Annotated in this window: 9 protein-coding genes; 1 reads left to right on the top strand and 8 read right to left on the bottom strand. The window is 66.1% G+C overall.

All coding sequences use genetic code 11. The features are described 5' to 3' along the window. Positions 1-15: 15 nt before the first annotated feature. Together MHN84_RS13760 and MHN84_RS13755 are read right to left on the bottom strand one after the other, a co-directional pair. Entirely contained in the window at positions 16-1086 is a 1071-nt protein-coding gene (locus MHN84_RS13760; RefSeq protein WP_241205104.1) for a phosphatase PAP2 family protein, read from the bottom strand. A 103-nt stretch (positions 1087-1189) separates the two neighbouring features. Further along, positions 1190-1942: a deoxyribonuclease IV gene (locus MHN84_RS13755; protein ID WP_241205103.1), complete on the bottom strand. Its 753-nt coding sequence runs from the start codon at positions 1940-1942 to the stop codon at positions 1190-1192. A 73-nt stretch (positions 1943-2015) separates the two neighbouring features. Between MHN84_RS13755 and sthA the strand changes: the two genes are divergently transcribed. Next, positions 2016-3431 carry a Si-specific NAD(P)(+) transhydrogenase gene (sthA, locus tag MHN84_RS13750; protein WP_241205102.1) on the top strand — a complete coding sequence of 472 codons (1416 nt, stop codon included), beginning with the start codon at positions 2016-2018 and terminating at the stop codon, positions 3429-3431. 55 nt (positions 3432-3486) lie between these two features. On the opposite strand, the gene MHN84_RS13745 is transcribed toward sthA, so the two are convergent. The 6 genes from MHN84_RS13745 to rplJ all read right to left on the bottom strand — a co-directional run bounded on the left by MHN84_RS13745 (position 3487) and on the right by rplJ (position 15441). Continuing rightward, entirely contained in the window at positions 3487-7440 is a 3954-nt protein-coding gene (locus MHN84_RS13745) for a DNA-directed RNA polymerase subunit beta' (RefSeq protein WP_241205101.1), read from the bottom strand. Between the two features lie 49 nt (positions 7441-7489). Then, positions 7490-10984, bottom strand: coding sequence for a DNA-directed RNA polymerase subunit beta (locus tag MHN84_RS13740; protein WP_241205100.1), 3495 nt, complete (start codon positions 10982-10984; stop codon positions 7490-7492). A gap of 350 nt (positions 10985-11334) precedes the next feature. Next, complete coding sequence (locus tag MHN84_RS13735) at positions 11335-12909, bottom strand: alpha/beta hydrolase (protein WP_241205099.1); 1575 nt, start codon at positions 12907-12909, stop codon at positions 11335-11337. A gap of 293 nt (positions 12910-13202) precedes the next feature. Next, positions 13203-14282 (bottom strand): ABC transporter ATP-binding protein, encoded by a 1080-nt coding sequence (locus MHN84_RS13730; protein WP_241205098.1) that lies wholly within the window; start codon positions 14280-14282, stop codon positions 13203-13205. A 187-nt stretch (positions 14283-14469) separates the two neighbouring features. Continuing rightward, on the bottom strand, positions 14470-14859 hold the full coding sequence (gene rplL / locus MHN84_RS13725; RefSeq protein WP_221358155.1) for a 50S ribosomal protein L7/L12: 390 nt from the start codon (positions 14857-14859) through the stop codon (positions 14470-14472). A gap of 54 nt (positions 14860-14913) precedes the next feature. Continuing rightward, complete coding sequence (rplJ, locus tag MHN84_RS13720; RefSeq protein WP_221358156.1) at positions 14914-15441, bottom strand: 50S ribosomal protein L10; 528 nt, start codon at positions 15439-15441, stop codon at positions 14914-14916. Positions 15442-15468: the final 27 nt, after the last annotated feature.

The following is a 15468-nucleotide window of genomic DNA, read 5'->3' as shown; positions in this document are numbered from 1 at the left end:
ACATCTTTTGGACGGTCATACAAGATCTGTAACAACCGGACGGCGTCGCCACATGTCGTAGCGATGCAGCCCGATCATGACCACCGCCGCCAGCGCCCACCCCAGCAGCAGGTCGGTGACGTAATGCTCGGCGCTGTAGACCAGCGTGAACGCCATGACCAGTGGATAGGCCACCAGCAGGGGGCGCCAGCGACGCTGCACCCGGGTCCACAGGAAGGCGGCCAGCGCCGCCGACATGCCGGCGTGCAGTGACGGGATCGCGGCCACCAGGTTCACGCTCGCCTGACCCTGGTCCAGCAACGCGGTGGCGGAATGGAGGTTGAGCTTGCCCCAACCCCGGCCGACGATGCGCTCGACCCATTGGTGGGCGCCGTCCTGGCTGAACTGCAACGAGCCGAGCAGACCACCGTCGGGCACACCGCGGGCCGAGCGGAACATGCAGCGCGGACCGGACGGTCCGCCCGCGACGTCACCGGGCGTGCAGCGCGCGGCAGCCCACGGCGGGGCCGCGGGCACCAGCGCATAGATCAGCAGCGCGATCAGGTTCAGGCCGACGAACAGCCGGACGAACGCCTTCCATTCCTCCCGGTCCCGCAGCCACAGCACCGCCGCGATCACATACGGCAGGATGAAGAACGACATGTAGACCGCGCTGATCACCACCTCCCACCAGGGCGGCGTGGGCATCTTCAAGCGCTCCTGTAGCCACACCGTGGGCATTTCGCCGTTGAACATCGCGCGGTCGGCGTCGGCCTGCCAGTGCCACAGCGTCGGGCGGCCGACCAGCGTGGCGGCTCCCCTGCTCAGGTCATACGCGATGAGCACCAGAGCGAAGGGCAGCCAGTCGCGGATCACCGCGATCATCCGGCGGGCCTGTCCGATGCTGGCGGCCAGCAATCCGGTGCAGATGTAGAGCAGCAGCAGCTCGCGGTTGAACGCCAGACCGTCGGTCACCGTCCGGTAGGCCACGACGGCGGCCCACACCACGACGGCGATCCACCGCAGGATGCGTAGGCGGCTGATGCGGCGCGGCGGGGTGTCGGGCGCGCACACAGGAGCAATCGACGTCTGTTCGATTGCGGACACGTGAGCCTTTCGACACGGGAAGGGCGAGGATTCCCGGCGTCAGACTAATTAACCTCACGGCCAGCTGCCGTTCAACAGCGGGTCAGCTATGAAGTTGTGACCGTCAGGTCAGGTTCTCGCGCAGAAAGGCGATGTCGTCCTTGCGGCCCTCGTCGGCGGTCTCGCAGATCACCGGTGCGCCGGCCGCGGACACCACCGCGACCAGCAGCTGGGGATCGATCTGCCCGGTCCCGAAGTTCGCGTGCCGGTCCGCGCCCGACCCGGCGGCGTCGCGGGAGTCGTTGCAGTGCACCAGGTCGATGCGGCCGGTGATCGCCTTGATGCGCTCCACCGCGTCGACCAGCGCCTCACCGGCCGCCCAGGCGTGGCAGGTGTCCAGACAGAAACCGATGCCCTTGTCCCCGATGTGATCCCACAGCCGGGCGATGGTGTCGAAATGACGGGCCATCGCGTGGTCACCGCCGGCGGTGTTCTCGAGATAGACGGGCACCTCGGTTTCGAGGTAGTCCAGGGCCTTCACCCAGCGCTCGAACCCGGCATCCATGTCGTTGTCGTCCGCATGGCCGCCGTGCACGATCACCGCGGTGGCGCCGACGTCGGCGGCCGCGTCGCACGTGTCCTGCAGGATCTTGCGCGACGGAATGCGCACCCGGTTGTTCGCCGACGCCACATTGATCAGATACGGCGCGTGGACGTAGATGGGCGTACGCGCGGCGCGCAGCGTGTCGGCGTCCTCCCGCGGTTTCGGCTTCTTCCAGCTCTGCGGATCGCCGAGGAAGAACTGGACGACGTCGGCGCCGTCAGCGGCTGCCGCCGACAGGGGGTCGTCACCGTGGACATGGGATCCGATCAGCACCCGGCCCAGTTTAGGCGGGCGCTCCCGCGACGAGTGTGGGGTGTAGCCGGCCGAAATGGGGAAAGGTAGGGGCATGGCGTCGCAGACGGAATACGACCTGGTGGTCATCGGCTCGGGCCCGGGCGGGCAGAAGGCGGCGGTGGCCGCGGCAAAACTCGGCAAGTCGGTCGCGGTGATCGAGCGGGGCTGGATGCTGGGCGGCGTGTGCGTCAACACCGGCACCATCCCGTCGAAGACGCTGCGCGAGGCCGTCATCTACCTGACCGGCATGAACCAGCGCGAGCTCTACGGCACCAGCTACCGGGTCAAGGAACACATCACCACCGACGATCTGCATCAGCGCACCCAGCACGTCATCACCCGGGAGATCGACGTGGTCCGCTCCCAGCTGATCCGCAACCGGATCGACCTGTTCACCGGGCACGGCCGATTCGTCGACCCCCACACCGTCCTCGTCGAGAACGACAACGACAGCGAGCACGTCACCGTCAGCGCCGAGAACATCGTGATCGCCACCGGCACCAAACCGGCCCGACCGGACGACATCGAGTTCGACGACGAGCACGTGCTCGATTCCGACGGGATCCTCGGCCTGAAGAAGGTGCCGTTGTCGATGGTGGTGGTCGGAGCCGGGGTCATCGGTATCGAATACGCCTCGATCTTCGCCGCGCTGGGCACCAAGGTGACCGTCATCGAGAAGCGGCCGTCGATGCTGGACTTCGTCGACTCCGAGATCGTCGAGGCGTTGACGTTCCACCTACGCGATCTGGCGGTGACGTTCCGCTTCGGCGAGGAGGTGACCGGCGTGGAGATCGGCGAGGACACCACACTGACGACCCTCGCCTCGGGCAAGCGGATCGCCGCAGACACCGTGATGTACTCGGCCGGGCGCCAAGGCCTGACCGAGACGCTGGACCTCGAGGCGGCGGGGCTCGAGGCGGACAAGCGGGGGCGGCTACAGGTCGACGACGACTTCCGCACCTCGGTCGACCACATCTACGCCGTCGGCGACGTCATCGGTTTCCCTGCCCTGGCGGCCACCTCGATGGATCAGGGGCGCCTCGCGGCCTATCACGCGTTCGACGAGCCGGCCAACGACATGACCGCGTTGCAGCCGATCGGGATCTACACGATCCCGGAGGTGTCGTTCGTCGGCGCCACCGAAGCCGAGCTGACCGAGCAGTCCGTGCCCTACGAGTTCGGCGTGGCCCGCTACCGCGAACTGGCCCGCGGGCAGATCGCCGGCGACTCCCACGGCATGCTCAAACTGCTGGTGTCCACCGAGGACCGAAAGCTGTTGGGAGTCCACATCTTCGGCAGCAACGCCACCGAGCTGATCCACATCGGGCAGGCCGTGATGGGCTGCGGCGGCACCGTTGACTACCTCGTCGACGCGGTGCTGAACTACCCGACGTTCTCCGAGGCGTACAAGATCGCCGCCCTCGACGTCACGAACAAGCTGCGCGCCGTCGAAGAGTTCCAGAAATAGAAAGAACCCCCACCCTGGTGGGTGGGGGTTCTCCCTGTGTGACTAGCGGTAGGTCTTACCGGTAATCGCTGTAGCCGTAATCGTCCAGCGGCACCGCAGCGCCGGTCGCCTGGCCGAAGTCCGGGCTGTAGTACTGATCCTCGTAGGACGGGATCGTGTACGCCGCAGCACGGGCCTCTTCGGTCGGCTGAACCTGGATGTTGCGGTACCGGTTGATGCCGGTACCGGCCGGGATCAGCTTGCCGATGATCACGTTCTCCTTCAGACCCTGCAGCTTGTCGCTGCGGCAGTTGATCGCCGCATCGGTCAGCACGCGCGTGGTCTCCTGGAACGACGCCGCCGACAGCCACGAGTCCGTGGCCAGCGATGCCTTCGTGATACCCATCAGCACCGGACGACCCGCCGCAGGCTCGCCACCCTCGGCGACGACCCGACGGTTCTCCGTCTCGAACTCGCCACGCTCGGTCAGCGAGCCGGGCAGGAACTCCGTCGCACCCGAATCGATGATCGTGACGCGACGCAGCATCTGCCGGACGATGACCTCGATGTGCTTGTCGTGGATCGACACACCCTGCGCGCGGTACACCTCCTGGACCTCCTTGACGAGGTGGATCTGCACCTCGCGGGGACCCTGGACGCGCAACACCTCGTGCGGGTCGGCCGAGCCTTCCATCAGCTGCTGGCCCACCTCGACGTGGTCGCCGTCGGTCAGCAGACGCTCGGAACCGTCGTCGTGCTTGAACACCTTCAGACGCTGACGCCGCGAGAGCTTGTCGTACACGACCTCTTCGCCCCCGTCATCGGGAACGATGGTGATCTTGTAGAACTTGTCGCTCTCCTCAAGGCGAATCCGCCCGGAGACGTCGGCGATCGGTGCGCGGTTACGGGGCACGCGGGCCTCGAACAGCTCCTGCACGCGGGGCAGACCACCGACGATGTCCTGCCCGCCGGTGACGCCACCCTGGTGGAAGGTACGCATCGTCAGCTGCGTGCCGGGCTCACCGATGGACTGCGCGGCCACGATGCCGACGGCCTCGCCGATGTCGACCAGCTTGCCGGTCGCCATCGAACGGCCGTAGCACATCGCGCACACGCCGGTGCCCGTCGTGCAGGTCAGCACCGACCGCACCTTGACCTCGGTGATGCCGGCGGCCAGCAGTGCGTCGATCGCCGGGTCGCCCAGGTCGTGACCGCGCTCCACGACGACGTTGCCGTCGGCGTCGACCGCGTCGGTCGCCAGGGTGCGGGCGTAGGCCGACGTCTCGATGTGCTGATCGCGCACCAGCGTGCCGTCGTCCTGCCGCTCGGCCAGCGTGACGTTGATGCCGCGCTCGGTCTCGCAGTCGTTCTCGCGGACGATGACGTCCTGCGACACGTCCACCAGACGACGGGTCAGGTAACCCGAGTCGGCGGTACGCAGCGCGGTGTCGGCCAGACCCTTACGAGCACCGTGGGTGTTGATGAAGTACTCCAGCACCGTCAGGCCCTCGCGGAACGAGGACTTGATCGGACGCGGGATGAACTCACCCTTCGGGTTCGTCACCAGGCCCTTCATGCCGGCCAGGGTGCGGGTCTGCGTGAGGTTACCCGTCGCACCGGACTTCACGATCGTGATGATCGGGTTGTCCTCGGGGTAGTAGTCCTCCAGCGCCTTACCGACCTCTTCGGTCGCGTCCTGCCAGATCTTGACCAGGGCCTCGTTGCGCTCGTCGTGGTTGAGCGCACCGCGCTGGTACTTCTTCTCGATCCCGTCGGCTTCCTTCTCGTACCGGTCGAGGATCTCCTGCTTCTGCGGCGGCACCAGAACGTCGGCCATCGAGACCGTCACCCCGGAACGCGTGGCCCAGTAGAAGCCGGCGTCCTTGAGCTTGTCGACGGTCTGCGCGACCACGATCATCGGGTAGCGCTCGGCCAGGTCGTTGATGATCCGGGCCTGCACCTTCTTGTGCATCTGCTCGTTGACGAACGCATAGCCCTTGGGCAGCAGCTCGTTGAACAGGACCCGACCCAGCGTCGTGTCCGCGGTCCAGGCGTCGCCCGGGGTCCAGCCGTTCTCGAACAGCTGGGCTTCCAGGTCGGCCGGCGGACGCTGCTGCGTCAACCGGACGCGGATCTTCGCCCGTACCGACAGCGCGCCACGATCGAGCGCCATGATGGCCTCGGCCGGGCTGCTGTACACACCCGTCTCCGGCTGATCCTTGGCGGCAGGCGCGTACGCGCCGGTGTCGCCCTCGATCTCGGTGGTCAGGTAGTACAAGCCGGTCACCATGTCCAGACGCGGCATGGCCAGCGGGCGGCCCGACGCGGGAGACAGGATGTTGTTCGACGACAGCATCAGGATGCGGGCCTCGGCCTGCGCCTCCGCGCTCAGCGGGAGGTGCACAGCCATCTGGTCACCGTCGAAGTCGGCGTTGAAGGCCTCACACACCAGCGGGTGCAGCTGGATGGCCTTGCCCTCGACCAGCTGCGGCTCGAAGGCCTGGATGCCCAGGCGGTGCAGCGTGGGTGCGCGGTTCAGCAGCACGGGGTGCTCGCCGATGACCTCTTCGAGGACATCCCACACCTGCGGGCGCTGACGCTCCACCATCCGCTTGGCGCTCTTGATGTTCTGCGCATGGTTCAGGTCGACCAGACGCTTCATCACGAACGGCTTGAACAGCTCGAGAGCCATCAGCTTCGGCAGACCGCACTGGTGCAGCTTGAGCTGCGGACCGACCACGATGACCGAACGGCCCGAGTAGTCGACACGCTTGCCGAGCAGGTTCTGACGGAACCGGCCCTGCTTGCCCTTGAGCAGGTCGGACAGCGACTTGAGCGGGCGGTTGCCCGGCCCGGTGACCGGGCGGCCGCGGCGGCCGTTGTCGAACAGCGCGTCGACGGACTCCTGCAGCATCCGCTTCTCGTTGTTGACGATGATCTCGGGCGCGCCGAGGTCGATCAGTCGCTTGAGGCGGTTGTTGCGGTTGATGACGCGGCGGTACAGGTCGTTGAGGTCGGAGGTCGCGAAGCGGCCACCGTCGAGCTGGACCATCGGGCGCAGCTCCGGCGGGATCACCGGAACGGCGTCGAGCACCATGCCCATCGGCGAGTTCGCGTTGCTCTGGAACGCCGCGACGACCTTGAGCCGCTTGAGCGCACGCAGCTTCTTCTGACCCTTGCCGTTGCGGATGGTGTCGCGCAACGACTCGGCTTCGGCGTCGATGTCGAAGTTCTCGATGAGCTTCTTGATCGACTCGGCACCCATGGCGCCCTCGAAGTACTCGCCGTAGCGGTCCTGCAGCTCGCGGTAGAGCTGCTCGTCGACGATCAGCTGCTTGGGGGCCAGCTTGGTGAAGGTCGTCCAGATCTCCTCGAGCCGGTCCAGCTCACGCTGGGCCCGGTCGCGCAGCTGACGCATCTCGCGCTCACCGCCGTCGCGGACCTTGCGCTTGACGTCGGACTTGGCGCCCTCGTCCTCGAGTTCCTTCATGTCGGCTTCGAGCTTCTGCGCCCGGGCCTCGAGGTCGGCGTCGCGCTGATCCTCGAGAGCCTTGCGCTCGACGGCCATCTCGGCCTCGAGCGTGGACAGCTCGTTGTGCCGCATCTCGTCGTCGACCGCGGTGATGACGTAGGCCGCGAAGTAGATGATCTTCTCGAGATCCTTCGGAGCCAGGTCGAGCAGGTAGCCCAACCGCGACGGCACACCCTTGAAGTACCAGATGTGCGTGACGGGCGCGGCCAGCTCGATGTGGCCCATCCGCTCACGGCGCACCTTGGCTCTGGTCACCTCGACGCCGCAGCGCTCACAGATGATGCCCTTGAAGCGGACGCGCTTGTACTTACCGCAGTAGCACTCCCAGTCGCGAGTAGGTCCGAAGATCTTCTCGCAGAACAGGCCGTCCTTTTCCGGCTTGAGCGTGCGGTAGTTGATGGTCTCCGGCTTCTTGACCTCACCGTAGGACCAGTTACGGATGTCGTCCGCGGTGGCCAGACCGATGCGGAGTTCATCGAAGAAGTTGACGTCTAACACGTAACTCCCTTTCCCCTTTCGGGATTAGAAACGTGACTACTGGGCGAGATCAGGCGAGGTCTTCGACTGAAGCGGATTCGTTGCGGGACAGGTTGATTCCGAGGTTGGCCGCAGCGCGTTCCAGATCCTCGTCGTCGCCGTCGCGCATTTCGATCGCCGCCCCGTCCGAAGACAGGACCTCGACGTTGAGGCAGAGCGACTGCAGCTCCTTGAGAAGCACCTTGAAAGATTCCGGGATACCGGGCTCCGGGATGTTCTCGCCCTTGACGATCGCCTCGTAGACCTTGACGCGGCCCACCGTGTCGTCGGACTTGATGGTGAGCAGCTCCTGCAGCGTGTACGCCGCACCGTAGGCCTGCATGGCCCAGCACTCCATCTCACCGAAGCGCTGACCACCGAACTGCGCCTTACCACCGAGCGGCTGCTGAGTGATCATCGAGTACGGACCGGTCGAGCGGGCGTGGATCTTGTCGTCGACCAGGTGGTGCAGCTTCAGGATGTACATGTAGCCGACCGTCACCGGGTACGGGAACGGTTCACCACTGCGGCCGTCGAACAACGTCGCCTTGCCCTCGGCGTTGACCATGACGTCACCGTCGCGGTTGGGCAGCGTCGCACCGAGCAGACCCTCCAGCTCACCCTCGCGGGCACCGTCGAACACCGGGGTGGCGACGATGCTGTCGGCGGGGGCCGACTTCAGGTCCTCCGGCAGGTTCGCGGCCCACTCGGGGCTGCCCTCGATGTTCCAGCCGGCCTTGGCGACCCACCCGAGGTGGGTCTCCAGGATCTGACCGATGTTCATACGACGCGGCACACCGTGGGTGTTCAGGATGATGTCGACCGGGGTGCCGTCCGGAAGGAACGGCATGTCCTCGACGGGCAGGATCTTGCCGATGACGCCCTTGTTGCCGTGGCGTCCGGCGAGCTTGTCGCCGTCGGAGATCTTGCGCTTCTGGGCCACGTAGACGCGGACCAGCTCGTTGACACCGGCCGGCAGCTCGTCGTCGTCCTCACGGGAGAACACGCGGATGCCGATGACCTTGCCGGACTCACCGTGGGGCACCTTGAGCGACGTGTCGCGGACCTCGCGGGCCTTCTCACCGAAGATGGCACGCAGCAGGCGCTCCTCGGGGGTCAGCTCGGTCTCGCCCTTCGGGGTGACCTTGCCGACCAGGATGTCGCCGTCGCGGACCTCGGCGCCGATGCGGATGATGCCGCGCTCGTCGAGATCGGCCAGCACCTCATCGGAGACGTTCGGGATGTCCCGGGTGATCTCCTCGGCGCCCAGCTTGGTGTCGCGGGCATCGATCTCGTGCTCCTCAATGTGGATCGAGGTCAGCACGTCCTCTTCGACCAGACGGTTGGAGAGGATGATCGCGTCCTCGTAGTTGTGCCCCTCCCACGGCATGACGGCGACGAGCAGGTTCTTGCCCAGCGCCATCTCACCGTTCTCGGTGCACGGACCGTCGGCGAGCACCTGGCCCGCCTCGACACGCTGCCCGGCGTCCACGATCGGGCGCTGGTTGGCGCACGTGCCGTGGTTGGAGCGGGCGAACTTGCGCATCCGGTAGGTGTGCCGGGAGCCGTCGTCGGCCATCACGGTGATGTAGTCCGCCGACACCTCTTCGATGACGCCCGCCTTGTCGGCGACGATGACGTCGCCGGCATCGATCGCGGCGCGCAGCTCCATACCGGTGCCGACCAGCGGGGCCTCGCTGCGGACCAGCGGAACGGCCTGGCGCTGCATGTTGGCACCCATCAGGGCACGGTTGGCGTCGTCGTGCTCGAGGAACGGGATCATCGCGGTCGCGACCGACACCATCTGGCGCGGCGAGACGTCCATGTAGTCGACCTCGGCGGCCGAGACGAACTCGACCTCCCCGCCCTTGCGTCGGACGAGCACGCGCTCCTCTTCGAAGCGCCCCTCACCGTCAAGCGGCGAGTTGGCCTGCGCCACGACGTGGCGGTCCTCCTCGTCGGCGGTCAGGTAGTCGATCTGGTCGGAGACCTTGCCGTCGATGACCTTGCGGTACGGGGTCTCGATGAAACCGAACGGGTTGACCCGCGCGTACACCGATAGCGAACCGATCAGGCCGATGTTCGGGCCTTCCGGGGTCTCGATCGGGCACATGCGGCCGTAGTGGCTGGAGTGCACGTCGCGGACCTCGAGGCCGGCGCGCTCACGGGACAGACCGCCGGGGCCCAGCGCCGACAGGCGGCGCTTGTGGGTCAGACCCGACAGCGGGTTGTTCTGGTCCATGAACTGGCTCAGCTGCGACGTGCCGAAGAACTCCTTGATCGCCGCCACGACGGGACGGATGTTGATCAGGGTCTGCGGCGTGATCGCCTCGACATCCTGGGTGGTCATGCGCTCACGCACGACACGCTCCATCCGCGAGAGGCCGACCCGGATCTGGTTCTGGATCAGCTCGCCGACGGTGCGCAGGCGACGGTTGCCGAAGTGGTCGATGTCGTCGACCTCGACCGGCACCTCGACACCGCCGGGCACCGTCATCGTGGTCTGGCCGTCGTGCAGACGGACCAGGTACTCGATGGTGGCGACGACGTCCTCTTCGGTCAGCGTCGAGCTGGTGATCGGCTGGCCGGCGTTCAGCCCCAGCTTCTTGTTCACCTTGTAGCGACCCACGCGGGCCAGGTCGTAGCGCTTCTCCTTGAAGAACAGGTTCTCCAGCAGGGTCTGCGCCGACTCCTTGGTCGGGGGCTCGCCCGGCCGCAACTTGCGGTAGATGTCGAGCAGCGCCTCGTCGGTGCCTGCGGTGTTGTCCTTCTCCAGCGTGCCCATCATGATCTCGGAGAAGCCGAAGCGCTCGGTGATCTGCTCGTTGGTCCAGCCCAGTGCCTTGAGGAGCACGGTGACGGGCTGGCGGCGCTTGCGGTCGATGCGGACGCCGACGGTGTCGCGCTTGTCGACGTCGAACTCCAGCCACGCACCGCGGCCGGGGATCACCTTGACGCTGTGCAGCGTCTTCTCGGTGGACTTGTCGATCGTCTCGTCGAAGTACACACCCGGCGAGCGGACCAGCTGGCTCACCACGACACGCTCGGTGCCGTTGATGATGAAGGTGCCCTTCTCCGTCATCATCGGGAAGTCACCCATGAACACCGTCTGGCTCTTGATCTCGCCGGTGTTGTTGTTGATGAACTCGGCGGTGACGAACAGCGGCGCCGCGTACGTCATGTCCTTGTCTTTGCACTCGTCGACGGGTGCCTTGACCTCGTCGAAGCGCGGATCGGAGAAGGACAGCGACATCGAACCCGAGAAGTCCTCGATCGGGGACAGCTCCTCGAGGACCTCCTGCAGACCACCCTTGGGGTCTACGTCGCCGCGATCGACGGCGCGCTGGAACCAGTCCTCGGCGCCGACCAGCCATTCGAACGACTCGGTTTGGACGTCGAGAAGCCCGGGAACCTCGAGGGGCTCACGGAGTTTCGCGAAAGAAATCCTGTTTGGTGCTCCGGGAACGGAGTTGTTGGTTACTGACTCGATCTGGCGGGACCCTGCCAAGATGCATCCTTCCAGCACCTCATGCGACCGTAGTACCGGTGGACACCGGACCGTCGTGCCGCGATTCTGCGTCGGTTCGGCTGGCTCCACGAGCCGCCTCCGGCGCACGGCACGCGTCTAGATCGCTGAGCAGGGCTCAGGCTTCGACTACGTGGGCGGTGCGGATGAGGTGGGCAGGATGCAGCCAGCGCAACGTCCAACGATAGCGCAGGACGGGCTATTCCTCAACATCGCACCACAGACCGCATGCTATGGAGGCGCGGTCGCTGGCTGGCGTCCTCATCCCGTGCAAACATGCTGGGCAATAGATTGGCCCGGTTTCGCCCTTCCGTCAAGAGACAACGCGGTGTTTGGGGGTAATTCCCGCATCAGAGCGTGACCGTGCGGACGCGCCGGGTCGACGACGAGGTCAGCTGATCCCACCACCAGCCGGTCACGACGCTCCACGCCGAGGCGTCGCTGTCGTAGAGCCGGTCGGTGTGGGTGCCGTCGAGCATGTCGTTGATCCAGCCCGCGGCGAGCACCTTGTTCGCCAGCACATCCAGCGGCGACGAGTGCCCCATCGCGAGGTAGGCGAAGTACTGCACGATCGGCGCGGTGGTCTGCATCCCGTCGGCATGCGACCCGTCCCGGAAGGTGACGCCGGTGAACATGCCCGGCCGGACGGAGCGCAGCTTGCGGTTCGTGTCGCCGTACCAGTTCCAGGAGCTGGGGCCGGCCGCGATGTTGTACACCGGGATCGACGTCGGGATCGCGGCGATGTCCTGACCCATGAAGCTGAGCGTGCCGACCCCGTCGAACATGATCAACCCGGCGAGATCGTCGGCGTTGCCCGTCTCGACCATGTATCTGCCGACCATCGCCACCAGACCGCCACCGGCCGAGTGCCCGGCGAGGACCACCTTGGTCGGCAACACGCCGTCGTACCCGGCGGCGCGGGCGCTGGCGGTCAGCGCTGCACGGTCACCGGCGAACAGGGCCGCGATCGCCCGACCGGTGCTGGGCCATTCGAGCGGGTAGTTCTCGACGTCGAACGGGTTCCACGTCAGCGACGGCACCACGACGATGCTGTCGGTCTTCTCTGCCAGGTAGGCCGCGGTCGCACTGTAGAACGAGGCGTTGGCCAGGAAACCGTGCTGCAGGTAGATCAGTCCGGCGGGGGTGTCGGTGTCGGGGAAGTACCAGTCGGCGGGGACGTCCTTGTGACCGCCGATGGTCAGCGTCGAGGATTCCACTCGCACACTGCTGCCGAAGGGTGCGCGGACCGGACCGGCGAAGAACTGCATGGTGTCGGTGTAGAAGTCGTAGAACTTCTTGCCGATGGTGTTGAGGACGTCCAGCAGTGTCGGCTGCGTCTGCACCGGCGGCGCGTCGGCGGCGGCGATGCGCATCACCATGGCGCCGTCCGGCGCTCCCAGATCGGTCTCGACGCCGGTGGCGAACGTGCTGGGTCGGACGCGACGCTGCGGCTCAGCAACGGCCTCGGCCGGGGCAGGCGCCACCACGGGCTCGACGGCGGACTCGACGGCGGACTCGGCGGCGACCTCCGCCTCGGGCGCCGCCTCAGGCTCTGGCGCGCGGTGCTTCCCACCGCCGAACAGGTCCCGCAGGGGCTTGCGTTCCGGCTTGCCGGTCTCCGCTTCCTCAGCCGCCGGGTCGGCCGCCTCCGGGCTCGTCACCTCGGGGGCGGTGGTCTTCTCGGGCTTGTCCGGTGCGGACTTGTCGGACTCCGTTTCCTTGGATTCGGTTTCCTTGGATTCGGTTTCCGTGGACTCCGTTTTCTTGGACTCCGACGTGCGGGCGTGGCGCGGCTTTCCACCCAGCTTGCGATCCCGCGCGGTGTTCGCCGGCTTCGCATCACCGCCGGCGTTCGATGATGCCTGGGTGCCGGTGCCCGACGACGTCCCGTCGTCGGCCACCGCAACACCTGCAGTCGTCAGCATTGCAGCTGACATTCCCCCCGCTAATACGCCTGCCCCAACCCAGACCCGATAGCGGTCGACCATTATTCTCCTGTTTCAGAAAGCACTGAGAAACCACGTTTTCATGCCTCAAGTGCGGTTTTCCGCACGCAAACGTGATTCTGGCAAACTGTATAGCCACAGTGACGACCCCGCAAGAGAACGACGGGTGAAAAGTTGACATGCGCCAACCACGGCGCCGCGTAGGCCTGGTTCAGGGCACGACGAAGCAGCTCAGACCAGGAGGAAGGGGCGCCCGCAGCGCGGGCGCGGACTCAGCGGTTCTCGCCGCCGACAGGGATGCGACCGGTCGGCGCATCGTCCTCGTCACGACGCGACGAACGGTCGCCGTCGTAATCACGAACGGGGTACTTGTGCGTGCCTTCGAGGTCGTCGCGGATCGCTTCCTGGGCGGCCGGGGGCAGGGTGTGCATGATCTCGCGAACCCGCGCCTGACGACGTCCCACCGCCTTGCGCTCGGGCATACCCGGGGTCGCCATCACCTGCGGCGGCACACCCTCGATCTCCTCGACACCACCATCGTGGTGACCGGCGTCGATCATGGCCTGCTCCTCGGCCATCGTCGACTCGTCCTTTTCCTCGGACATACCGATCGGACCGATGCGGCGACCGTTGAGGAACTGCTTGACCACCGGCTCGTCACTGGTCAGCAGCACCTCACGCGGACCGAACATCACCAGGTGCTTGCGGAACAACATGCCCATGTTGTCGGGCACGGTGCGAGCGATGTTGATGTTGTGGGTCACGATCAGGATCGTGCAGTCGATCTGCGCGTTGATGTCGATGAGCAACTGCGACAGGTACGCCGTACGCACAGGGTCCAGACCCGAGTCCGGCTCGTCGCAGAGAATGATCTGCGGGTCCAGCACCAACGAGCGCGCCAAACCGGCGCGCTTGCGCATACCACCGGAGATCTCCCCCGGGAACTTGTTCTCGTCCCCGCCCAGACCCACGAGGTCCAACTTCTCCATCACGATCTGACGGATCTCGGATTCCTTCTTCTTCGTGTGCTCACGAAGCGGGAACGCCGTGTTGTCGTACAGGCTCATCGAGCCGAACAGCGCGCCGTCCTGGAACATCACGCCGAACAGCGTGCGGATCTCGTAGAGCTCCTTGGCCGAGCACTCGATGATGTTCGTGCCGTCGACGATGATCTTGCCGCGCTCGGGCCGCAGCAGCCCGATCAGCGACTTCAAGAACACCGACTTGCCGGTACCCGACGGGCCCAGCAGCACGCTCACCTCGCCGGCGGGCAGATCGAACGTGACGTCTTCCCAGATTCGCTGAGACCCGAAGGACTTCGTCAATCCCTCGATCTGGATACCGATACCCACGCGAATTCCTCTCGCCAATTCAGCATCTGCTCGCCACTGATTCCCCGCCTGTGGCTTGAGTCACTGTAACCTACCCGCCCACGCCACGAAGCCGGACCGGGCCCGAACGCAGCGTGGGGCTGGTCTGTTTGCCAGACCAGCCCCACGACTGACGTCACCGTCAGTTGCGACGGCTCCGTGATGTGTCTTACTTGACGGACACCGACGCGCCGGCGGCCTCGAGCTTGGCCTTGGCGTCCTCGGCGGCCTCCTTGGTGACCTTCTCGAGCAGCGGCTTGGGCGCGCTGTCGACGAGATCCTTGGCTTCCTTCAGGCCCAGGCCGGAGACGATCTCGCGGACGACCTTGATGACGCCGATCTTCTTGTCGCCGGCACCCTCGAGGATGACGTCGAACTCCGACTGCTCCTCGGCGGCCTCGGCGGGCGCACCGCCGGCGGGGCCGGCAGCGGCGACGGCGACGGGCGCCGCAGCGGTGACCTCGAAGGTCTCCTCGAACGCCTTCACGAACTCGCTCAGCTCGAGCAGGGTGAGCTCCTTGAACGCGTCGAGCAGCTCTTCAGTGGACAGCTTGGCCATGATGGTCCTTCCTTCGTTACTTCTTGATGTCGGTGGGGGTGTGCCGGAGCGCTGCTACGCAGCTTCCTCGGCGGCCTTCTTTTCCTGCAGTGCGGCAGCCAGACGTGCGACCTGCGACGCCGGAGCGTTGAACAGCCCGGCGGCCTTGGTCAGGTTGCCCTTCATCGCGCCGGCCAGCTTGGCCAGCAGCACCTCGCGCGACTCGAGGTCCGCGATGCGGTTGACCTCGTCGACGGACAGCGCGCGGCCGTCCATGTAGCCGCCCTTGATGACCAGCGCCTTGTTGTCCTTGGCGAAGGTCTTGATCGCTTTGGCGGCGTCGACGGCCTCACCTGTGACGAACGCGATCGCGGTGGGACCGGCGAACAGTTCGTCGAGACCTTCGATGCCGGCCTCTGCCGCCGCACGCTTGACCAAGGTGTTCTTGGCAACGGTGTAGGTGGCGGAGTCGCCGAGCGAGCGGCGCAGCTGCGCGAGGTTGGCGACCGTCAGTCCGCGGTATTCGGTGACGAGCGTCGCCGTCGCCTCCTTGAACTGCTCGGCGATGTCGGCGACCGCGGTGGCCTTTTCAGCCTTGGCCATGCATGCCTCCTCGTGGTGGGTGTACGG

The sequence above is a fragment of the Mycobacterium sp. PSTR-4-N genome (genome assembly GCF_022348085.1).
Taxonomy (GTDB): domain Bacteria; phylum Actinomycetota; class Actinomycetes; order Mycobacteriales; family Mycobacteriaceae; genus Mycobacterium.
This window is presented reverse-complemented; position numbering and strand designations above follow the sequence as displayed.

What these genes read in the sequence shown, in the direction of transcription:
- sthA (WP_241205102.1), top strand. Translation starts at nt 2,016, where the DNA reads ATGGCGTCGCAGACGGAATACGACCTGGTGGTCATCGGCTCGGGCCCG.
- MHN84_RS13735 (WP_241205099.1), bottom strand. Translation starts at nt 12,909, where the DNA reads ATGCTGACGACTGCAGGTGTTGCGGTGGCCGACGACGGGACGTCGTCG.
- rplL (WP_221358155.1), bottom strand. Translation starts at nt 14,859, where the DNA reads ATGGCCAAGCTGTCCACTGAAGAGCTGCTCGACGCGTTCAAGGAGCTC.
- rplJ (WP_221358156.1), bottom strand. Translation starts at nt 15,441, where the DNA reads ATGGCCAAGGCTGAAAAGGCCACCGCGGTCGCCGACATCGCCGAGCAG.